Origin of the sequence: Erwinia typographi (assembly GCF_000773975.1) — a bacterium.
Taxonomy (GTDB): domain Bacteria; phylum Pseudomonadota; class Gammaproteobacteria; order Enterobacterales; family Enterobacteriaceae; genus Erwinia; species Erwinia typographi.
Genome location: NZ_JRUQ01000032.1, coordinates 74642 through 96594, shown reverse-complemented (window position 1 = coordinate 96594; position 21953 = coordinate 74642). Strand labels below are relative to the sequence as shown.

The following is a 21953-nucleotide window of genomic DNA, read 5'->3' as shown; positions in this document are numbered from 1 at the left end:
ATCGTGTACAGGGTCTATTTGGTACGGCCATTCTGGTCAACTCAACGGGCATTAACGCGGTGCTCTATTACGGAAATGTCCTGCTTGAAAGCATCGGTCTTGCCAGTGGCAATAACGCATTCTGGCAGCAAATTATCATTGGTGTAATGCTGTTCTCTTCCACATTTATTGCGCTTAAATACGTGGAGCGCTCAGGCAGACGTAAGCTCTTGTTAATTGGAACAGCAGGCTGCGGGGCAAGTATCTGCTTGCTTGGTGTACTGATTTATCTGCATCTTACGTCAATGTGGATGCTGGTACTTATCCTTGCTTATATTGTCTTTTTCAGTGCTTTTGTTGGCCCAATATTCTGGATCATGCTGCCGGAGCTGGCGCCGAACCACTTGCGTGACCGGTTGGTATCGCAAGCCTGGCTTGCATATCTTCCATTTCGGCTTCATGAACCCAGCGCCTTATACGCCTCGGATCGCGTTTTGATGTGGTGCACCTTGACCGCTGACTGCAATCGCGACAGGCAATATTGTTAAAGTACATTTGCTGTTCTAAACCATCCTCAACCATCGTAAATCGGTTCTGAAGCTCGTTACCCATCGGGCAAATATAAATATCTTTTTCCTGGTCATATTTGAACAATGAACGATTGAAAAGACCTTTACGGTCAGCGCCAGAGGTATCGCCTTTTGGTACTAAGGCTATGGCACCTAAGTCCTGCGTTGCTTTAATATCTCCCCGGCTGTAATAACCTTTATCAGCCAGTACGGTAATATCCGCTTTGCCAACTGCTTCCTGCGCTAATTTGGTCACCGCTGTTAGCTGCCCACGGTCTGGTGTATTCGTTACTTCATGCGCAACAATCAGGTGATATTTAGCATCAACGGCAGTCTGAACGTTATAGCTCACCTGGCGGTTAACATTGTTTATCTTCATTAACCGGGAATCAGGATCTGTCAGTGACAACTGCTTATCAGGGTGCTGCACAACGGCCTGCTGAATTTTTTTGAGTTCTTTCAGACGCTTTTGCAGCCATGCCAGTTTCGCAGTTGTTAAACATGCATTTTTTTCGGGCTCCGCACCCTTGTCAGCTTCATCGAGCTTATTCAGGTAAAGAGCGATACTTTGCTCAACCCTTTCAATGTGGCCTTTTGTTTTCTGGGGCGTGAAATTGTTCGATTTGCTGTTTACCGCCTTAAACTTACTACCATCAATGGCAACCACCACATCGGTGAACATCTGCATCTGCCGACACAGATCAATGAAAGTGCGGCAGGCATTTTTGATGCCTTTACCATTGTTTTTTCTGAAGTCTGCAATGGTTTTAAAATCAGGTGTTAATCGCTCAAGTAACCACATCAATTCAACGTTACGATGGGCTTCTTTCTCTAACCGGCGGGATGACTGGATGCGGTTCAGGTATCCATAAATGTACAGCTTCAGCATGGTTGCGGGGTGATATCCCGGCCGCCCGGTTTGTTTTGCATTAACGCGCTCAAAGCCAAGTGCATCAAGCTGTAGTTCATCAACAAAGACGTCAATAACCCTGACAGGGTTGTCTTCTGTGACAAAATCATCCAGCACTTCAGGGAACAACGTCACCTGATGTCTACCTTGACCTTTGATATGCTGAGTCATACCTGCGCCTGCAATATTTAATCGTATAATTATAATTTTATTAAATAAAGTAGGCTGCTGCATGGGTTTAACAAGAATGGTTGATCATATTAAGCCACTGCTTAGACCAAAACGTGATCAGCAGTTTTCACACAGCCTGGGCACACAACGGACATCATTCACGCATCTCCAGATTAAAACACTTAACCAGGTCTGCAAATGCTAAGTTCATAAACGACACATGGCACATCGTAGTGCTGTTCTATTGCTTTGTAAGTCATGCCCAAGCGCTTCATCACGTGCTGTGAAGAAATATTTTCAGGATCGGCAACAGCCACTAAATAAGTGGCACCGATTCGTTCGGCCGCAAAAGTTATAATCGCATTTGCAGCTTCCGTCGCATAACCTTTACCATGATGTTCGGGGATGAGCCGCCAGCCTATTTCTAATGGCGCACCCTCCACATTTGCTAGGTACTGGAGGCAAGCAGCGCCAACGATGGCCTCGGAAGTCTTCTCTTTGATAGCCCACCACGAGAACCCGTATTTCTCCCATCGGTCATGAACACGGCTGATACTTTCCCTGGTTTCTTCGGGTGTTTTAGCAATCCCTTGGTTGATATAGCGCATCACGCCGGGGTCACTATCCATGACTCTTAGGCCTTCGAAGTGTGAGTCTTGAAAGGGTTCAAGCCGTAAGCGTTCAGTTTCTAAATTCATATGACATTCCTTTTTAACGAGAGGGTATTACTTTTGGGGGGACTAATCTCCATATGTCAATCTGTCATGCCGTAAGCTGTATCCGCTTTTAGCACATAGCGTTTTATCTCAGCGTTAACACCTCAATCAGCCTAGATAGTACACATCAGCCAGCTCACCACCGATGGTCTGTAAAGAGTGTTATTACATAAGAAACTGTAATAATAACTGGCTCTGAAATGCAACTCCGCCTATCATAACGCACAGTTACTATATGGGTATTGGGTGAGCTATGGCTTTGAATGGAAAACTGATTCTTAACGGAGCAGATTACGCACCGTTAAACATCTATGGCGTCGGCGTTTTCATGGCGTTCTCTGGTAATGGCGCTTACCGTAATCGCGGGGGCTGCGGCGCCGTTCCGGGAGACGGCCCATTGCCACCGGGTAGATACTGGGTTGTCGATCGCGGTGCGGGTGGCTTCTTTGGCCAGCGGAAGGCTGAACTACAGGATACCTGGAACAAGTACGTTAACGGCGTGGCCTTTGGTCGAAGTGAATGGTTTGCACTCTACCGGGAGGACTCAGCCATTGACGATGAAACATGGTATGAAGGCGTGCGCCGTGAACTATTCAGGCTTCATCCGGGAACCATATCAGAAGGCTGTATCACCATTCCCCATAACTCTGATTATGCACGTATCCGCCAGGCTTTTATGAACACTTCAATGGTGTCCGTGCCAAGCAAGCCTTCGCTGATGGCCCGAGGATTAATTGAGGTTGTTGCCAATGGCTCAAACACTTGCCCGTAGGGCCGCAAAATGCGTTTTCTTCATACTAATAATGCTGGCTGTGGGTAGATCGCTTGGTGGCGCTGAAACGTATATCTCTCAAGATTTCGCCCGAAAGGTCGCTGTATTTATCAGCGGCGAATCCAACATCGAAACCCTTTACGACGCCTATTTCTACATTGATTTTGTCATTGTGGTGTCTATCACCACGGCTGTTTACTTAATAACCATGAAGTTAATCAAAAAAATAAGGAGCAAGTGAAATGCCAATCCCTCCGTATATGTGGCTCAAAGACGATGGTGGTGCAGATATTCGAGGATCTGTCGATGTTCATGATCGTGAAGGAAGCATTGAAATTATCGGCATGAGCCACGGCATTAACCTGCCAGTGGACGGCTCTAATGGTAAAATCACAGGCACGCGCCAGCATTCATCTATGATGATTGAGAAAGAAGTCGATAGCTCCACGCCTTATCTGTATAAGGCTGCGGCCACCGGTCAGACGTTAAAAAGCGCTGAACTTCGCTTCTACAACATCAGCGACGCAGGCCAAGAGGTTTACTATTACACTGTGCTGATGGAAAACGTGAAAGTCACCGGCGTTAACTGCGGCGTTGCCAACGTGAAACTAGCTGGCAATGACAAATTAAATCATACGGAAAGCATCAGTTTGCAGTATGAGAAAATCACATGGCGTATTGTGGATGGCAATATCCAGTACACGGATGCCTGGAATGAACGCCCGACAGCTTAAGGCAGTCTTTTCTTTTAATGCATGGGATATATTGGGTTTCTTAGCTAATAGTTAATATTAAATAGTGAGATAGTGTACAAAGCTTGACTTTGTACACTATTGCTAATAGGTTTACTATAGCTGTGCATATAATAAAACTTAACAATATAAACCACATTCTTGAATTAAATTCATAGAAAGTGCTATTGCGATAAAAATGAAACTTTAATCAAAGGGATGTTTTATGCTTAGGTATTCAGGTTGGGTCTTTGCAATTTCAGTACTAACCATCATCATTAATTCTCAAACAGAAAACAACCCATTGATAACAACTTACGCAAAAAATGTTATTTTTGGTGTTCTTTGCCTAAGTGTTTTACTACCTGTATTTCTTGCAATTAAGCAGCTTCATAATAAATCAACAAGGCAGCTAAAAGTAAAGTTATTTAGATTTCTAATAATGACAAGAAAATATTATGCCATATCTGACATTAATAATTACCTGCTTCACATCGGAGTTGCTGGTATTATCATTATCACATTTTTTGACTTGATCGGCTATAGTTCAATTGAGGTGCTCACTCCTTTTATAGCTTTAATTATATCAATTTCATTTTATCTAGATCTAAGGAAGCGCCTGAACTTTCTAGCCAAGAAGTTTTGGAGTGGTTTGCTGGGTAAAGTTTTATTGGCAGCAATGGCAGCTTTCTCTTTCACGTTATCTACAATATTGGCTAGGCGTTGGGTTTTTGATGCAATCAATCTAGATCCTAAATATTTCAGTGAATATCTAACGGCAATTAGTGTTTTCTTTACACCATTGGCTTATTTAGTATTAACATGTTTGATATCTTTGATTATAGTTATACCCGAAATGGTTTTCTTTGTTGCGATTGGCTCGCTAAGCTACATCAAAAACACATTATCTAAAGACTGGTTAGCTCAGATGAGTCGGTTTATTATTAGATTAAAAACAGGCAAGCACCCAGAGCAATTAAGTAGTAAAGAAAAGGCAATTGTTAACTCTCAGTTAACGTTCTTTAGAGGGCTTTCATCCTTCATTTTTGTCGCAAGCTTGCTAACTATAAGTTCTGACACTTTTTATTTGATAAAAGGCCAATTCGATAACGTATTAAAGATTGGGCTTGTGTCTTATTATTACTATCCAAAGGGTTCAGCAAAAGACATCAATGCTCTTTATTACAAGGCTGATGAGGGTATAGAGTCAACAGCAATAATATCATCAAATGGTTGGAGAGTTATCAAAATTTCTTCTCCATAGGGATAATTTTATTCTTATGTTATTATTTTATGGTTCCTTATTTATATTAAAATGAAAAAATTATAGCTCCTACTTAAGAAGGTATGAGCTATGAATATTGCAATGCCAGACTTTAGATTAGTAATTGGCTCTATTCTATTATCGTTAATATCATTCGTATCTATCGCTGGTGAACTCGATGAACTAGCCACCACCCAACGCCTGCTAGATCAAGTCCAGCTCTCCCTCGACCGAGCCCGCACCGTCGCCGCACAGTCCGATCCCAATAACCGCCGCCGTTACCTTTTCGACTACAAGAAAGCCAACGAAGACCTCAACACCATGCGTGCTGGCATTGACCGCTACATGCAGCCTTCGCGCGCGCAACCGCTGGATTACGGCAAGGTCAGCGGCGATTACACGCGAGGCCGTCCGCTATGGCGATGACCGCCGCGCAGATCAACGCGTTTAAAACGGCATCCGGCAACATCGATATTAGCGTTCTGTATCTGGTGTCCGTTGGGCTACTACTGTGCGTGCTGTTTCTCTGGGCAGCATGGGCGGCGGTGGATGTCTGGCACGGCTGGGCAAATACCAAAGTCAGGGATGCCGCGCTTGCCCGATTTGTTATCCGTTCTGTGGCTTTACTGATCGCCTGCATCTGGATGTTCGCCAGTTAACGCAGACATTTTCGAAGTGCCTTTATCCGTCAAAGAGGAATGTTCCATGAAATCAAAGTTAGTTCGCTTGTCTCGCTTTAAAGACCGTCAGGTCATGCGTCTGGGTTCCGGGTTGATTCTGGCTTGGTTGTCCTGCAAACCAGCACTAGCCGATTTGCCATCGGTTGAAGCACCTGAATCCAGCGGCGGTACGGGGCTAATGGGCCAGATCAAAGGCTACGCGCAGGACTTCATTGTCTTCGCCGGTTTGCTGGTCTGTGCCGTGGCGTTTATCAACGTCGCAACAAGCGCGGTACACACGTTCGTTGAAGTGCGTAACGAGCGCGCCACCTGGACCAAGTTTGGCTCTATCGTCGCAACCGGCGTCGTGCTACTGGTCGCGACAATCTGGCTGCTCGGACAGTCTGCCGAAATCATTCTGTAAGGGGATTAGCATGCAGACCATCCGTTTCCTGCCCGATCGACTGAATGCCGAACCTGTCGTGTTTCGCGGTTTCACCACGCCGGAATTGGGGCTGGCGGCATTGATTGGATTAGCGGTTGGCGGCGTGGTGTGTCTGCCGTTTTTTCCACTGGTTGGCTGGGTCATCATCCCTACCGGGATGCTGCTCATGCCGCTGCTACTCATTGCGTTTGGCGGGCGCTGGATGGCCCGCCTTAAACGCGGTAAGCCAGAAAACTACATCTGGCAACGGCTGGAGGAGAAGAAACGCCGGATGGGCTATGGCGATCGTTCTCTCATCATCAGCTCACACAGCTGGTCTCTGCGCCGTACACCGAAGGGAGCCGGAAAATGAGCCAGTTCCGCAATGCCATTCAACGCAGCGATCAGCACATCAAATCGCTGCGCATCGCCTGCGCTTTCCTCATTCTATTGGTGCTGATCACGTCATCCGGTTGGATGCTCGCGCCACGCAGCATGACCATTCATAACCCGCCAGATTTACGCACTGGCAGCACGCGCCCCTGGTGGGAAGTGCCGCCGTCATCGGTTTACGCTTTTGCTTTCTATATCTTCCAGCAGCTCAACGCCTGGCCGAAAAACGGTGAGATCGACTATCCCGCCAAAATTCGGGCGCTGTCGCCTTACCTGACGCCGGGCTGCAAAGACTTTCTGGAAAGAGATGCCACCAAGCGCACCAACCGCAACGAGCTGATTGACCGCGTGCGCGTGGTGTATGAAATCCCCGAGCGAGGCTACAGCACCAAAAGTGTCACGGTGCGCGATCGTGACAACTGGGTCGCGCAGCTGGATTTGGTGGCTGATGAGTATTTTCACACCGAGCCGGTGAAGCGCGCGATGGTGCGTTATCCGATGAAAATCACCCGCTGGAATGGCGATCCCGAAACCAATCAGTTCGGCCTGGCGCTGGATTGCTACGACAGCGTGCCGCAGCGCCTGGAGGCCGCACCACCTGAACCTAAGCCTGAGCATAAGGGGATGTTTTGATGAATACGCTCACCAGATTGCATGTTGCCTGCAGGCTGATGTTGGCAGTGTTGCCAGTGGCAACACTTGTGCCGAATCCGGTTCAGGCGGTTGAACTAATGAAGTGGGAGCGCATCCCGCTGCAGGTCATGCTCAAGGTTGGCCAGGAGCGCGTCGTATTCGTCGATAAAAACGTGCGCGTCGGTATCGCGCCAGCGTTAAAGGGCAAACTGCGCGTGCAAAGCACGGGCGGCGCGGTGTATCTGAAAGCGAACGAAGCGTTTTCCCAAACCCGCCTCCAGCTGCAGGATGTGGAGAACGGCGAGATCATCATGCTCGATGTCACCGCTGGCGCGAAAGGTTCATCTGAGCCGGTAAAGTTGGTTTATGAAGGTGGCGACAGTGAGGCCGATGCCAGTCCTGAGCAGACTGAAAAGGCCAAAGAAGAGAAGAAAGTCAGCTACTCCGCGCCGCTGCCGGTGCTTCTCACGCGTTACGCATCTCAGCGATTATATGCACCGCTGCGCACAGTTGAGCCGGTTCCCGGCGTGCGTTCGCTGCCGCTGCATTTACCCAAACGCATTACCACGCTCTATCCTGCCGAGCCGTTAGAGATCCAGCCTATCGCCGCATGGGCGGTGCAAAGTCAGAACGTGGTGGCGTTTCGCGTCCGCAACATTACCAGCCGTAAAATCGTTCTCGATCCCCGCTCGCTGCAGGGCAAGTTTGTCTCCGCCACTTTCCAGCACCGCTTCCTCGGTTTAGTCGGCACGCCTGAAGACACCACCATGCTCTATCTGGTGATGGATTCACGCCCCGAAAACGCATTAATTCCTGAAGCGAAGGTGAGCCGCAAAGCGCGAGGTAAACACCATGCAGATTAAATCGAACACGCTGGTCAAAGTGCTGGTGCCGGTGTTCCTGCTCGCGGGCGTCGCGGTTGGCATGAAAAGCTGCAGCATCAAAAACGAGACGGAGAAAACCAGCGCCACGCCAGAAAAGCCCAAAGCGCTGGCCGATCTGACGCCTGCTGAGCTCAAGGCGCTGGGAGTCGAAGGTGATACGCCAGAAGATACGCTGCGCACATTGGTTGGCACGCTCAAAACCATTCGCGGCAAGCAGGAAACACTCGACCGCCAGAACCTCGACCTGGTGAAAGAAAATGAGCGTCTGCGAACTCGTAACCAGAACGTTGCCCGTCAGGTAAACGAAGCGGTATCGAACTATCAAAAAATTGCCGAAGACCGCCGCCAGCAGCTGCAGCAGGAACAGCAATCGCTGACCAGCAAAGTGCAGGAGCTGAGTAATCAACTGGCCAAACGCATGGCTTCCGATAAGCAGGAACAGAACAATAGCGATATTCCACTAGGCCTTGGACTCGATGATGTTGCCAGTGGCAGCACCAGTGATGGCGTGATGTGGGTTTCACCCAGCGATCAGCGCAGCAGCGGCACGGACGCGGGTTCAACTGCCGCCGACGGTAAATCTACGATGAGTGGATTTCCAACATCATTCCTCGGCGATAATGCGCTGAGTAAGAGCAAAAGTAATTACGAGCAGAAGGTGAAAGGCTACTCCAACAGCCAGAAGGAAGAAGAAAGCACCGAGCCGGTTTATACGCTGCCGGAAAACTCCACGCTGATTGGCAGCAAAGGCATGACCGCGTTGCTGGGGCGCGTGCCGATTAATGGCACCGTCACTGATCCTTATCCATTCAAAGTGCTGATTGGCCGTGAAAACCTCACTGCCAACGGTATCGATTTGCCCGATGTTGAAGGCGCGATTGTTTCCGGCACCGCATCGGGCGACTGGACGCTTTCCTGCGTGCGCGGTCAGGTGAACTCTATCACCTTCGTCTTCAGCGATGGCCGGGTGCGCACGCTGCCGCGCCCGGACACTAACGGCAAGAGCAACGGCCAGGATGGTGGCAAGAAGCAGGACGGCGGCATCGGCTGGATCTCGGATGAAGCCGGGATTCCCTGCATCAGCGGCACGCGTAAATCCAACGCATCAACTTACCTGCCAACCCTCTTTGCGCTTTCCGGCGCAGCCGCTGCCGGTGAAGCGCTCAACGAAAATCAGCGTACCGGGCAAACCAACGCTTATGGCGGCGTGACTTCTACGCTAACCGGCGATGCCGGACAGGCCGCGATGGGCAAAGCGATTGCCGGTGGCGTCGGCGATGTTTCCGAATGGGTGAAACAGCGTTATGGCCAGACGTTCGACGCGGTGTATGTGCCGCCTGGCGCGAGTCTAGCCGTTCACATCACGCAGCAGCTGGCGATCGATTACGAAGATAAAGGCCGCAAGGTGCGTTACGACTTCAGCGTGCCGGGTAATGCCGTACGTATCGGACTGGACTAAGGGGATTGCGAATGAACAGAGCATTTATGCCGGTCGCGTTCGCCGCGCTGATGTCGGTCATATCAGGCTGCAGCACGTCAAAAGATGAAATGCTGCCAGCGGGTGACAGCAACATGCTGGAGCTGTGGCAAGGCAAAGGCGCGAGTGGTTCAACTCAGCAAGGCGCGCAGGGACGTGAAGCGCTGCGCCGCCCGCTGAGTGAAACGGAAGATCAGCGTGCCGACAAACTCGACCATTCATACAGCCGCACGCAGGAAAGCGAGATAACTCAGCAATTCCCGCGCCTGCCAAATCCCGACATGGTGATGTACGTGTTTCCGCATCTTGCCGGTGGCAACTCGCCGGTTCCCGGCTACAGCACTGTGTTTCCGTTTTACAGCCAGGTGCAGTACGCCTTGCCGGGTGAGCGCACGGAGGATCTGTAATGATGTTTTCCCTGTTTAAAAAGCCCGCCTCAGAAGCCAGCAACATCCCTGAAAGCAGCCAACCGCAGCCACTTCCGCGCCCCGGCAAAATGACGGTGCAGGATGAAGCGGCGCTGTATCACGCCAAACCTTCCATCATTGATTACCTGCCGTGGGCCGAATATCTGCCGGAAGATAAATGCCTGCTGCTTGATGACGGCGTTTCAGTCGGCGCGGTTTATACCATCACGCCGATTTCATCCGAGGGTCGCACCGCCGCGCGCCTGGAGGAAATCCGCGATCAGGTTGAAGATGCGCTGCAGGACAGTCTGGAAGAAGATGATATTTCGCCGTGGGTGGTGCAGTTCTTTTGTCAGGATGAAGACGATCCATCGCCCTATCTGAACACGGTCAAAGAGTATGTAAAACCGTGGGCGCGCGGTACGGAATTTACCAATGCCTGGCTGGGTGAAACCGAGCGCCATTTGCAGGACATCGCCATTCCAACGGGGTTATTCCGCGACACGCTGGTCACTGGCCAGCCGTGGCGCGGGCAGCAGCGCCGCACGCGCATGGTGATTTATCGCTGGGTGCCAGGTGCCGCCAAAGGTGTGAAAGATGTTCACGCGCTGCCGCCCGTCACAATGTTGAATCAGGTTTGTGACCGGCTGGCAGCATCGCTCGGCGCATCTGGCGTTGCGTGCCAACGCCAGACCGGCGCGCAAATCCATGAATGGTTGCTGCGCCTGTTTAATCCTGATCCGCAGCACGGCCTGAGCAAAGAAGCGTTTTACGCCGCCGCGAAGCATCATGATGTTGAAGCTGGCGAGCTACCGATGACCAACGATTTTGCCGAAACGCTGTGGTACACGCCGCCGCGCTCAGACATCGAAAACGGCGTGTGGTGGTTCGATGACAAACCGCATCGCGCGATTGCCATCGAACGTCTGCGCCGCCCGCCTGAACCCGGCATGCTGACCGGTGAAATGGCGCGCGGCGAGCATATCAACGCATTGATGGATCTGCTGCCTGAAGGCACTGTGGTTTCACTGACCATCGTTTCCCAGCCGCAGGACGTGCTGGAAAACGACTTTATTAAGCTGGCCAAAAACGCCGTGGGTGAAAACACCGAATCCGGGCGCGTGCGTGAGGATGTGCGCGAAGTGAAAGAGTATCTTGGCCGCCGCCATAAGCTGTATCGCGGCGCGCTGACGTTCATGCTGCGCGGCGACGATCTGGCCGACCTCAACCGACGCCAGCAAAACATGTCGGCGGTGCTGCTGACCTCTGGCCTGCAGCCGGTGCGTCCCGAATACAACGTGTCACCGCTGAATACCTGGCTGCGCGCGCTACCGATGTGCTTCAACCCGCAGAAGGATCGCCGCCACTGGTATACGCGCCTGACGTGGGTGCAGCATCTGGCGGGTTTGCTGCCGGTAACAGGCCGTGCCACCGGCAGCGGTCATCCCGGCTTCAGCTTCTTCAATCGCGGCGGTGAACCGCTGACCTTCGACCCGATGAACAAACAGGACCGCACGCAGAACGCACACATGCTGCTTTTCGGACCAACCGGCGCGGGCAAGTCGGCCACGCTGTGCGCTACGCTATCCCAGTTGATGGCCATTCATCGCCCACGGCTATTTATTGCCGAAGCTGGCAACTCGTTTGGCCTGTATGCCGACTATTGCGAAAGCCTTGGCCTAACGGTGAATAAAATCGGCATCCGTCCCGGCTGCGGCGTAAGCCTGGCACTGTTCGCCGACGCGCATCAGTTGCTCGATCTCAAGCCTGAGCAGCTGCAGCTCAACGAAGCCGACATCCCGGACGCCGATGAAGACGACGGTGATGAACAGCGCGACATCCTCGGTGAAATGGAGATCGCCGCGCGTATGATGATCACTGGCGGCGAAAAGCGCGAAGAGGAGCGGTTAACGCGCTCTGACCGTGGCCTGATCCGTGAAGCCATCATGATGGCTGCGCAAACCAGCTACGACGAATCGCGCCAGATGATTGCAGAAGACCTGCAGACCGCGCTGTTTGCCATTGCGCGTGATAACAGCGTGGACAGCAGCGGCCAGCCGCTTCTGACCGAGCGCCGTCGCGCGCGTGCCGATGAAATGGCAGGTGCGATGTCGATGTTTACCAGCGGCTTCGAAGGCGAACTGTTCAACCGTCCCGGCACGCCTTGGCCAGAGGCAGATGTAACCCTTATCGATCTCGGCACGCTGGCGCGCGAGAACTATGGTGCGCAGATGGCGTTGGCGATGGTTTCCCTGGTGAACACCATCAATAACATCGCCGAGCGCGATCAGTATCTCGACCGTGAAATCGTCTTTGCCATCGATGAAGCGCACATCACCACCACTAATCCGCTGCTGTCTCCGTACATGACCAAAGTGGTCAAGATGTGGCGTAAGCTCGGTGCATGGCTGTGGATGGCCACGCAGAACCTGGCGGATTACCCGGACATCGCCGAGAAGATGCTGAACATGGCTGAATGGTGGCTTTGCCTGACGATGCCGCCTGATGAAGTGGAGCAAATTGCGCGCTTTAAGAAGCTGAGCGATGAGCAAAAATCGGTGCTGCTTTCTGCCAGTAAGCTGCCGCGCTGCTATACCGAAGGCGTGGTGCTTTCGAAGAAAACCGAAGCGCTGTTTCGGGCAGTGCCGCCCAGCCTCTACCTTGCTCTTGGCATGACCGAGAAAGAGGAAAAAGCCGAACGCCGTAAGTTGATGAAAGAGCACAACTGTAGCGAGCTTGAAGCTGCAGTGATCGTTGCCCTCCAGCTCGATGCGGCGCGCGGCCTCAAGTCTGCCGCCGTTTAATCAGGGAGCCGTATGTTAAAACTAAAATATCCCGTACCCCGCATTACCAAAGCAATTTCCCGGCATGCTGCACGCACGCTTTTTACTCTGATGCCGCAGGGTGAACCTGAAATCCTGATGAGCGATCTGACATTATTGGACAGGCTATACGATGAGATTCGTACGCGCGTTAATCCGCCCGTGCATATCACCAGCCATCCGCAGCGCGTTGGTAGCCATTCATGCCTTGCGCTGCACTTCAAAGGTAAGCTGTGCAGCTCGATTGACCTGCTGATTACAGTGAATAGCCACCTGAGTTGGCCAACGGAAGATGACTATCATCATCCGCGCTGGTACATGACAGTTGTAGACGCAGCAGATCTGCTTTATCTCCAACTTTATCTGGCGCATAAACTCTCATCAAAAGACATGAAATGAGGCCTGTTTCGGAGCACTCTTGCTTGTGAAGCTGTGCCAAAATTTGCATAGTCTCCACCGTCCCCGACCCAAAGGTTACACCTACCTGGCGTAGTTGTTCTGCACCCCTTCGGGTCGGGGATATTTAATTCCCGATATCCGACACAGAGTTGTTTGCTGTACTCGACTCGCATCCAGCGCACCGTTAGGGCTTCTCTCATTTTGTGGAGTAAGTCTGATGAAGTCGCTGATCCCACTCTTTTTCCTTTGCTCAATATCTCCCGGTTTTGCCGCCGTTACCGTTTTCACTACAGTCGGCCATCCAGCCATTAATGCTGACGCCGATACACGCATGGTGTTTCTCGATGCACCTGACCAGCAGCAAAATGCGATGTTTGGCCAGCTCAGCGGAAATCCGGAAGCCGCTGCGCAGACGGCCAAAAGCGGTCTGCAGCGCATGAGCGCGGATCAACAGCAGCAATTAGTGGAAGCCTGGCGCGGCGTTATTGCTGCGTGGAAGCTTGGCATAGAAAAATATCCAGCGGTGGTCTTCGACGACGTGGACGTGGTTTATGGCACCACCGATGTGGATCTGGCTAAGAACATCCGGGCGCAAGGTGGCCATCCATGACGCGCGCGAAGCTGGCAACTACCGCGCTGCTGTTCGCCGCTATGCAACCGGTAGCCGAATCGGCGATCACCAGCGCGCAGATCATCGCAAGCGCGGTTTCTCCATCCTGCATCAGCTGGCGCGTCAGCGGCATCTGTTACTGGCTTTTCTGCACGCCGTGGGGCTGCAAGGTACGTACTTCGGTCAAAGTAACGCACTTCATCCCAGAAGCCGTGGTGTCGGTATATGCACAACCCGGCGCGAATCCCTGGAAGGAAATGGCGTTCGTCAGCCAGACGGCTGGCGGGCTCGAAAACGGCATGTATGGCGTGCCAGCCGGTGGCGTTAATGAGGAACTTAAAGCACAGGGTAAACGTAAAACCAATCTGCATTTCAAATACGCCGACGCGATTGGCCATCCAGCGACATCGCTAATCGGCGGCAGTATTTCGGGCTATTCCTGTGAGAGCGCGGCAACGCCGCTGAATCCTTACTTCCTCAGCACGCTCGATACGCTGGCATGGCGCAGCGGCACACCGGAATCGCTTTACCCGGAAGCACTGGTACCAGGCATGCGCGAGATTGGCAGCCAGTCAACGGCCAACATGTGGAGCAACGTCTATCCACGATCGGGCTTTGTCACGCAGACCGATGACGACAAAGCCGCCGCTGTGGTGGCGCAGCGAGTTGCCGACATCATCACCCGCACCGGGCAGCCGCACGTCTATCAAACCCTGAAAGGCAATCCTTCCCCTGGCTACTGGCCGCCCGGACCGGTTGAGGAAAACACCGGACTCAAGAACCACAAATGGCAGCGGTTGTCTCCGCAGCTCAGTGAAAGCTGCGCGGTTTTCCCGGATGGCAATTTCACGCCAGCCGTTGATGGTAATGAAGCCTTTGCACTCTGGCAGCCATACAGCTGCTGTCAGCGACGCGGCCAGACCTTCCTCTACAGCACTGACTTTGGAGGTGAATCATGATCCCTCGTTTTTCATTCGCCGCGTCTGCATTGTTGATTGCTACCAGCGCGCAGGCACTTGATGTTTCGCTGCCGCAGGTGCAGGACAGCAGCATGGGCTACGGCAAAAGCGCCAGCGGCGCGGTGTCCGACAAGCTGTTCTATACCCTTGGCGGCGGTTCGGTGATCTCTCAGCCAGCCACGCGCAGCAACATGCAGAAATTGGGGCTGGATGTTGGCTGGAGCTCAGATCTGCAGTGCGGCAACTTCGACCTCAAAACTACCGTGGGCAATCAGCTCAACGGTATGACCAACGGTTTCAAAAACCTGATGGGCGATGTGGTTCAGGGTGCAACTGGCGCAGTGGCCAGTTTGCCAGCGATGGTGATCCAACGCGCCAATCCCGGTCTGTATGAGATGCTCACCAACGGTGTGCTGCAGGCAAATGTGGCGTTCGACAAGGCGCAGCTCAACTGCCAGAACATGGCCAAACGCATGGTGGATTTCTCGGACTCCAGCAAATGGACGCAGCAAGCCGCGATGGATGAGTACAAGAAGCTGGTGAACAGCGGCGACGTAGACGCAATTCGCGTAAACGATGCCGGTGAAAAAGTGACGGGTGAGTCAGGCAGCAACTGGGTCGGCGGTGAAAAACGCGGTGGTCGCGGCCAGCGCGCGATTCGCCCGACTCATGACCTCACCGCTGCGGGCTACAACATGATGAACAACCTGGCTGTTACCAGCACTGGCAGCGTGACGGGTGACAGTTGCAGTGGCGGCAGCTGTGGCAAATTTGCTAACTCTGAAGAAGCTGCAGCAGCAGTGGTTAAAGTGCTGGGCGATCGCTCGATTCGCACCTGTAAAGATGCCGCACAATGCACCGATGGCGATATCGATCAGCAACCGGGCGCCAGCGTCGCCGGAACCGGCTTTTCGCCCATGCTGGAAGAAGCTACACGCATCAATGGCGAGCAACTGGTGAAACTGGTTAACGGCGCGGAGAAACCCAATGCCGAGAATCTGGCGAAACTGCGCACCGGCAGCCTTGCGATCACCAGCGGCGTAATCAAAGCGCTGCAGCGCGACCCGGACAACGCGGCGCTGGTTGGCCGCCTGGCGGGTGAACTGGCAATGGCTGACACGGTTGAAACCGCGTTGCTGATGCGCCGCATGATTGTGACCGGTCAATCGGAGCCGAATGCAGCGGCAATGCCAGAAGCACTGCAGGAGGGCGATCGTCGCGTTGAATCGCTCGATCGGGAAATCACTGCCCTCAAGAACGAAATGGAACTCAAGCGCGAGCTGGCGCGCAACTCCGTGCTAACCATTATCGATCGCGAGAACAATCGCGCCACAACGAACCCGCAGCGCCAGCCGCATGAAAATACTGATTCGCGTTTCAATCAGCTTTCTGCGCCATCCGGGGAGGAGTGAGATGCGTAAATTTTTGAAGGTTTTCGCATGGCTGTTAACGCTCACCGCAATAGTCTGCATCACTCTGGCATTGTTCTGGTCTGCCAGTAAATCACCTGAAGCACTTACGCATCTCATGCGCTGGTTTGATAAAACCTGGATAGCCTGGCTGATATGGCGGCTGGTGATTTATGCAGTAACCGCTTACTTCGCCTATCAATGCTGGCAATTGAAGAAATCAGATCCTGCCTGGCGTCGCATGATTCTGCGTATCTGCAGCATTGGCACGCTCTATATCGTCGTCATGGAATGGGCGCTGTACTCCACAACAGGAGGCCACTGATGAGCACGAACAGCTATCTGGAGTTCTTTCTTACCCTACTGGGTTGGATCATCAATAACGGCATCTGGGGTCTGCTGATATCCACTGGTCTGTTTGCAGTGCCGCTGATATTCAAAGTGGTGGGGATCTGGCTCAAGGTGCGCGAGGAAGGTGATGACGAGGGCAACAAAGGTAAGCTGTCACTGCCACGCATCGAGAACGCGCTCTACAGCGCGTTTTTCGTCATGCTGGTTTGCTGCCTGCCTATCATCAATGTCAGCCTCGACAGCATTCAATACGATGAATCCCGCTCCAAGAGCTGCGGCACCTGGACGCCAAAAGCGCCGGATGAAAGCGGCTACTCGACGATCATCAGCAGCATGGATGGGCAAACGGCAGCAGCGCCAATTTGGTGGGTGCTGATGCACAAATTATCCAAAGGCATCACTCAGGCAGCTGTGGCCACAATTCCCTGCCGCCCGGATTTACGCCAGCTGCGCTTTGAGGTGCAGCATACTCGCATCAGCAATCCGGCGCTCGCCGCCGAGCTGCAGGATTTCACCAACGATTGCTATGCGCTGGCGCTTTACCTGTGGAAGCAGCAGGATCAGGGACAAACGAAAGAGGAGGATGCGCTGCGCGATGTTGAGTGGCTGGGCAGCAACACTTTTTTGAACGGCAGCGGTTATTACGATCAACTGCAATCCAAGACGCCACGCGCATCATTCCCGTGGAACGAAAGCCGCGACAGCGGCAGACCTGACACCGGTCGTGGTGGTTATCCAACCTGCCGCGAATGGTGGTCCAGCGCCGATACCGGGCTTGAGGCGCGCGTAGTCGATCAGGCTTCACCCGGCATGTGGCTGCGCATGTCTGCAGCACTAAAAATGATGGGCAAGGACAACGCGGAATATAAAGAAAGCATTGTTCGCCGCCTGGTGAGCCCCGAAAGTTTGACCGTGTCGCAGAATGGCCGCACCTATGCCGGTTATGGCGGCAATGCCGACTTCACACTTGATAACTCCGCCAGCCGACTCGGCAGTATTGCGGGGATGTCATTGGGTAGTTTGGCAGCGTTCCCGGCATTTGATGCGATGCGCCAGGCATTACCGATGGTTCAGGCCTTATTACTGATGGCCATTTACGTAATGCTGCCATTGATATTAGCGTTCGGTAGTTATGAGTTCAAAACCGTTATTACTGTCAGCTTTGTGGTGTTCGCGCTTAATTTCCTGACGTTCTGGTGGGAACTGGCGCGCTGGCTCGACAGCTGGTTGATGGAAGCGCTTTATAGTTCAGATACGCATAGTCGCTGGAATGCGGCTGGATTCCAGAATAGCTCTGACGATTTGATTATGAACTTTGTAATGGGCGCGATGTTTATTTTCTTACCCATGCTGTGGGTGACTGCATTTTCTTGGGCTGGAATTAGAGTTGGCGGTTTGGCCGATGCAATGAGCTCAGGCGTGAAATCAACTCAGTCTGCTGCTGGAAAAGTCGGAGAAAAAATAGGTGGTAGAATAGGATGAAATGGAAGGCGCAACGGATGCGCCGAATTCACTCTTGGGCTAATTAAAACGATAAAGGCAACGCGTTAATTAACAGGTTAATCTTAATCATCATCTCTCACGCCACCTGAATAATACCCATATCCTTCTGGCCCATCACGATAACCATCCCCTCGCGGCTCATCGTCATCGTCAAAAACGGTACTATTGTGCTCCGTAACGTGGCTTTCGGTATTACCGTAAATTAAAGCACCGAGAACAATAGCTGCGACGATTAATATAATTCCTGAAAGATTGTAGAAAAGAAAAATTGCAAAAGCCAAAACAATACAGGCGAGGAGAACTCTACTGCTAGTCGAAGCAGGAAGTTTACTCTTAATCGTTTTAAGTTTACCTCTGAAATGCCGATTTTGAATGCGCACGATTGCCTCAATTCCAGAATGTATATGTCAAAGTCTAATCCCAATACATGATGATGCAACCTATATCGCCTGTTGACCGTCAAATGCAATGTTGATAGTTTGGGCTTGTTGCCATAGTTGTTTACGCAACCAACAAAGCCCTCATGACCTGAAAGGGGCACCCCAGCGGCGGTCATCAGCGAAAGTTTCAGCAGCCTGTGAGAAACGCCATTTGGCGGCTGCATCCGGGATAACCGGCAAAGCTACTCAACCTTTGCAAGTAGCGGGCAAAAGCAACGTCCAAGGTTTCCATCACTTCACTACGGTTCAATCAACTTCATCTCATCGATACTAGCTACAGCGCACGGCCAGTTTGCGTGATCGTTTCCGCCATTTGGAACATTTGGCGACGAACGTACCTCGCAAATACAGGCAGAAGCTGCGCGGCGTCACTTGCGTTGGCGCGTAGCAACAACCAAGTGACGCGCGCAGCGCGTATACGTCAACACCACGTAATACGGCCTTCTGCGACGACGCTTACCGTCTGACCAACACGTAGTTCGTTATTACAACTATCAACCGCACCAACATTCAGTGAACGTTGGCAACTTATCTGAGGAGGAAATCAACGCGATATCAAGGCGACGTCAGCGAACCTGACGGACGGAGGCGTCCTGAGAAATCAGGAACCGGCATTAGCCGCGATCAGCTCTGAGAGCTGTGGAGACCTCGCAACAACTCAACATTTCGCCGCCCCGATGCACAGATATCCGCTGAGACGCAGGAAGCGCAACCTGAAACCGTGCCGTCGGGGTAGAGATGTTTTGGAGAAAGTATGTCGCGTGGAAATAAGCTGTTCAGCAAGCAATTGGTAACGCTTGCCAGACAATCTGGCGGCAGCTTTAAAACCGTTGCCGATCGCTCGCGAATAGCAGTACGGCTGGCTGAGCAGATGCTGAAACTCAACATCCAGATCAGGGACGTGAACCATATTAGGACTCAACACATCGAGCATTATGTGCGTAGCCGCCTGGCGGAAGATATTTCCAAGCGAACACTGCAAAACGAGATGGCGGCACTTCGCGCGATTCTGGCCACCGCAGGCAGAACCAAACTGGCCGATCCAAAGCATGAGAAGTTGAGTAACGATGCGCTCAACCTGTCAGGTGCCAGTCGAGCTGGATCAAAGACGGCGATAACGGACGAGCGCTTTCACGAGGCGCTCGCCCTCGTACGCAGTAAAGACGAAGGTGTCGCGTTGGCGATGGAGATTGCGCGTTACCTCGGGCTGAGAACTGAAGAAGCGGTACAGTCGGCGAAATCGCTTAAAACGTGGCAGCAGGCGCTGGCGCGGGGGGATGAGCGATTGCGCGTAGTGTTCGGTACTAAAGGCGGCAGACCGAGAGATACAACGGTCGTCAGGCGCCATGAACTGGTGCGCAGCTTAAATGCAGCGGTAACGTATTCGGTAGAACATGGCGGCAAGTTGGTTGATAGAGCTGGGCTGAGGAGCGCGATCGATCGCTACCGAAATGTGGCTAAGGATGCCGGGCTTACGGGCAAAGAAGCACCGCATAGCCTGAGATATGCATATTCACGTGAGGCTACAGAGTGGCATATGAAAAACGGCCTCAGCAGGAAAGAAGCTGAGGCGATGGTTTCGATGGATTTAGGGCATGGTGATGGGCGTGGATCTTACGTAAAGAGTATTTATAATACCTAGAAACATTAAAGGTTAATAAAATACATCCTTGATGTTATCGTTGCTAAATGTAAATCCTTTTGCAGATATTCTTCTTATGAAAGTTGCATTTTTTAACTCCATAAACTTAAATCCCTGTTCAATTGTCGATATTTTTCCATGCGAAACATTGAGTTCAATTATTGTTTCTAGTATTAAATCCAAGTAATCATGCAAATTCTCAATTAGAATTTTTGTATATGTTGGAATAACACCAGTGTGAACTATGAGGTTTCGAGCTCTATATATTCTTCTAATCTGTTGAGAGACACGCTTAGAATGTGTTTCTAAGCCTGATGTTATCATTTTGGGATCAGACATTATGGATTCATAATACTCTATCCTGTCATTTAGGAGATGAAAATCTTTGGTGGATTGCTTCAATTCAACTAGTTTATTTTTATACTCTGGTAGAGATAAAAGTTTCATCACTTTTAACGGTGCACTCTCCCCATCAATGCCATTCAACACTTGGCGGGTTAACTTCCCATTCCAATTAATGAGATCCCTTGTCAACATTCGAACTAATCTTGGATAGTATGTGAAATTAAGAAAAGGCAGAGTAGAATCGACTATGTTCAAAATGTTACTTTTGTCGTTATTTGCGGGGATTATTGACTCAAATGCTATCCAAAGGTTTATTATTTGATTGTGCTCTGAGTTGCTATTTAAGGCCATTGAGTGGAGTTGAGCTGCATTCGCGAACTTCTGAAATGAACCTGTCTTCATTCCAAATTTTGTAATGAATTCATTTATTTTTATTAAGGATTTAACTTTCGTGGTATCAACACACTTAAGCATTGGGTTAACGCCACTTTTTCTCTTCTTAATTTCCCCTTTAGTTAAGTTAATAACTAAGCATTCATCCTTAAAGGATAACTGCTCCTTATGATGGAAAAGGGAAAAAATTGTCCCAAAAGTCTTTAATCTTTCATCAGCGCTTTGCTTGGCTGAACTTAAATCCATAGCTTCAACTTTATCAACTTTCAGATATAGACCATCCGTTTTAGATAGCATGCCTCTAGTGTTGTTATTAATATCAACACCCTCTATCTCCGAGAATATTTCAGAAATGGAAATGTTTAAGACCTTTGCTGCATCTTCTAATCCAGAATACAAATCTAGACCTTTGTATATTATGCAGAATTGGTCGGGTGAGTTTGGAAACAGTTTTAGAAATTCCTTTATTGCGACATTACCTTCTACACGTCTTTGCCCGTGATAAAAGAATTTTTGAATTGAATCGCTAATGTAGCGTTCACTGTAATTGAAGTTCAACAAGGTTGTGCCATAACTTCTAGCTAAATTCCTAATTGCTTTTTTGTCATGTATCTCAGTGATTTGGCCAATTAGCAACTCTTCATTTCTTAATTTGTACTTAGGGAGGTTAATGTAGCTCAAAAGAACTTCAATCGTAGTTTTTTTCTCATCGATAGGTGTTTTGGGTGGTCTTAAAATTGATATGAATTCTTTCAGATCAATATCCACAAGACTCAGTACAACAGGATCTTTTTCTATGCTATCGCACAACTCCTCAAGAACATGGTCTATATTTGGCTCTTTAATCTGTCCTTTTTTTACAGCATTAATTACAACCAAAGCCTCCCCGCACAATAAACTTGAATTCATTGCTGATGGTTTGTATGTATCAAGGCTAAAGTCGAAAAATGCTTCTTCGAACATCTGACAAAAATAAAGGAGGCTTGAGCTCTCTGCAGGTAAATCCCAATTCCTAAGGTTTCTAAATCGCACAATATTTTCCATTTAAAAGAGGATTTTTAATTTAACAATCATAAACATGGCATCTATGA

General features: G+C 50.8%; 23 protein-coding genes and 2 pseudogenes. 21 read left to right on the top strand and 4 right to left on the bottom strand.

Going from position 1 to position 21953, the window contains the following annotated elements; all coding sequences use genetic code 11:
- Positions 1 to 59: 59 nt before the first annotated feature.
- Positions 60 to 350 (top strand): annotated as a pseudogene (locus tag NG99_RS30355) (MFS transporter); the annotation flags it as partial.
- Positions 351 to 356: 6 nt separating this feature from the next.
- Here the strand turns inward: NG99_RS30355 and NG99_RS29915 are convergent.
- Together NG99_RS29915 and NG99_RS11325 are read right to left on the bottom strand one after the other, a co-directional pair.
- Positions 357 to 1629, bottom strand: a pseudogene (locus tag NG99_RS29915) (IS1182 family transposase); the annotation flags it as partial.
- A 182-nt stretch (positions 1630 to 1811) separates the two neighbouring features.
- The gene (locus NG99_RS11325) at positions 1812 to 2327 is read right to left on the bottom strand and encodes a GNAT family N-acetyltransferase (protein WP_034892379.1); all 516 of its coding nucleotides are present in this window, start codon (positions 2325 to 2327) and stop codon (positions 1812 to 1814) included.
- 271 nt (positions 2328 to 2598) lie between these two features.
- Between NG99_RS11325 and NG99_RS11320 the strand changes: the two genes are divergently transcribed.
- The 19 genes from NG99_RS11320 (at position 2599) to NG99_RS11230 (ending at position 18021) form a co-directional block, all read left to right on the top strand.
- Positions 2599 to 3117, top strand: a complete 519-nt coding sequence (locus tag NG99_RS11320; protein ID WP_034892378.1) for a DUF2778 domain-containing protein — start codon at positions 2599 to 2601, stop codon at positions 3115 to 3117.
- A complete protein-coding gene (locus NG99_RS11315) occupies positions 3095 to 3358 on the top strand; it encodes a hypothetical protein (protein ID WP_034892377.1) in 264 nt (87 codons plus the stop codon). The genes NG99_RS11320 and NG99_RS11315 overlap by 23 nt, the downstream gene beginning before the upstream one ends.
- Before the next feature lies 1 nt (position 3359).
- Positions 3360 to 3851, top strand: coding sequence for an Hcp family type VI secretion system effector (locus NG99_RS11310; RefSeq protein WP_034892376.1), 492 nt, complete (start codon positions 3360 to 3362; stop codon positions 3849 to 3851).
- Between the two features lie 223 nt (positions 3852 to 4074).
- Positions 4075 to 5112, top strand: coding sequence for a hypothetical protein (locus tag NG99_RS11305; protein ID WP_034892375.1), 1038 nt, complete (start codon positions 4075 to 4077; stop codon positions 5110 to 5112).
- Between the two features lie 90 nt (positions 5113 to 5202).
- A complete protein-coding gene (locus NG99_RS11300) occupies positions 5203 to 5538 on the top strand; it encodes an integrative conjugative element protein, RAQPRD family (protein WP_034892373.1) in 336 nt (111 codons plus the stop codon).
- Positions 5529 to 5771, top strand: a complete 243-nt coding sequence (locus tag NG99_RS11295; protein WP_034892371.1) for a TIGR03758 family integrating conjugative element protein — start codon at positions 5529 to 5531, stop codon at positions 5769 to 5771. Before NG99_RS11300 ends, NG99_RS11295 begins: the two co-directional genes overlap by 10 nt.
- A 46-nt stretch (positions 5772 to 5817) precedes the next feature.
- The gene (locus NG99_RS11290) at positions 5818 to 6195 is read left to right on the top strand and encodes a TIGR03745 family integrating conjugative element membrane protein (RefSeq protein ID WP_182012826.1); all 378 of its coding nucleotides are present in this window, start codon (positions 5818 to 5820) and stop codon (positions 6193 to 6195) included.
- A 10-nt stretch (positions 6196 to 6205) separates the two neighbouring features.
- Complete coding sequence (locus tag NG99_RS11285) at positions 6206 to 6568, top strand: TIGR03750 family conjugal transfer protein (RefSeq protein WP_034892368.1); 363 nt, start codon at positions 6206 to 6208, stop codon at positions 6566 to 6568.
- Complete coding sequence (locus NG99_RS11280) at positions 6565 to 7221, top strand: PFL_4703 family integrating conjugative element protein (RefSeq protein WP_034892365.1); 657 nt, start codon at positions 6565 to 6567, stop codon at positions 7219 to 7221. Before NG99_RS11285 ends, NG99_RS11280 begins: the two co-directional genes overlap by 4 nt.
- The gene (locus NG99_RS11275; protein ID WP_052130663.1) at positions 7221 to 8084 is read left to right on the top strand and encodes a TIGR03749 family integrating conjugative element protein; all 864 of its coding nucleotides are present in this window, start codon (positions 7221 to 7223) and stop codon (positions 8082 to 8084) included. Before NG99_RS11280 ends, NG99_RS11275 begins: the two co-directional genes overlap by 1 nt.
- The gene (locus NG99_RS11270; RefSeq protein ID WP_034892362.1) at positions 8074 to 9564 is read left to right on the top strand and encodes a TIGR03752 family integrating conjugative element protein; all 1491 of its coding nucleotides are present in this window, start codon (positions 8074 to 8076) and stop codon (positions 9562 to 9564) included. Before NG99_RS11275 ends, NG99_RS11270 begins: the two co-directional genes overlap by 11 nt.
- Positions 9565 to 9575: 11 nt before the next feature.
- A complete protein-coding gene (locus NG99_RS11265) occupies positions 9576 to 9989 on the top strand; it encodes a TIGR03751 family conjugal transfer lipoprotein (protein WP_034892359.1) in 414 nt (137 codons plus the stop codon).
- The gene (locus NG99_RS11260) at positions 9989 to 12793 is read left to right on the top strand and encodes a conjugative transfer ATPase (protein WP_052130662.1); all 2805 of its coding nucleotides are present in this window, start codon (positions 9989 to 9991) and stop codon (positions 12791 to 12793) included. The genes NG99_RS11265 and NG99_RS11260 overlap by 1 nt, the downstream gene beginning before the upstream one ends.
- Positions 12794 to 12805: 12 nt before the next feature.
- Positions 12806 to 13210, top strand: a complete 405-nt coding sequence (locus NG99_RS11255) for a hypothetical protein (protein WP_034892356.1) — start codon at positions 12806 to 12808, stop codon at positions 13208 to 13210.
- Positions 13211 to 13427: 217 nt separating this feature from the next.
- Complete coding sequence (locus NG99_RS11250) at positions 13428 to 13820, top strand: TIGR03757 family integrating conjugative element protein (protein WP_034892352.1); 393 nt, start codon at positions 13428 to 13430, stop codon at positions 13818 to 13820.
- Between the two features lie 41 nt (positions 13821 to 13861).
- On the top strand, positions 13862 to 14779 hold the full coding sequence (locus NG99_RS11245; RefSeq protein WP_408606402.1) for a TIGR03756 family integrating conjugative element protein: 918 nt from the start codon (positions 13862 to 13864) through the stop codon (positions 14777 to 14779).
- Positions 14776 to 16191 (top strand): integrating conjugative element protein, encoded by a 1416-nt coding sequence (locus tag NG99_RS11240; protein WP_034892346.1) that lies wholly within the window; start codon positions 14776 to 14778, stop codon positions 16189 to 16191. The genes NG99_RS11245 and NG99_RS11240 overlap by 4 nt, the downstream gene beginning before the upstream one ends.
- A gap of 1 nt (position 16192) precedes the next feature.
- On the top strand, positions 16193 to 16513 hold the full coding sequence (locus tag NG99_RS11235; protein ID WP_034892343.1) for a hypothetical protein: 321 nt from the start codon (positions 16193 to 16195) through the stop codon (positions 16511 to 16513).
- Complete coding sequence (locus NG99_RS11230; RefSeq protein WP_034892340.1) at positions 16513 to 18021, top strand: conjugal transfer protein TraG N-terminal domain-containing protein; 1509 nt, start codon at positions 16513 to 16515, stop codon at positions 18019 to 18021. The genes NG99_RS11235 and NG99_RS11230 overlap by 1 nt, the downstream gene beginning before the upstream one ends.
- A gap of 83 nt (positions 18022 to 18104) precedes the next feature.
- Here the strand turns inward: NG99_RS11230 and NG99_RS29230 are convergent, their stop codons facing one another.
- Entirely contained in the window at positions 18105 to 18422 is a 318-nt protein-coding gene (locus NG99_RS29230) for a DUF3742 family protein (protein WP_198138763.1), read from the bottom strand.
- 814 nt (positions 18423 to 19236) lie between these two features.
- On the opposite strand from NG99_RS29230, the gene NG99_RS11225 reads away from it, so the two are divergent.
- Positions 19237 to 20124, top strand: a complete 888-nt coding sequence (locus NG99_RS11225) for an integrase domain-containing protein (protein WP_034892337.1) — start codon at positions 19237 to 19239, stop codon at positions 20122 to 20124.
- Positions 20125 to 20136: 12 nt separating this feature from the next.
- Here NG99_RS11225 and NG99_RS11220 read toward each other — a convergent pair whose 3' ends face one another.
- Positions 20137 to 21894 carry a HEPN domain-containing protein gene (locus tag NG99_RS11220; protein ID WP_157032610.1) on the bottom strand — a complete coding sequence of 586 codons (1758 nt, stop codon included), beginning with the start codon at positions 21892 to 21894 and terminating at the stop codon, positions 20137 to 20139.
- Positions 21895 to 21953: the final 59 nt, after the last annotated feature.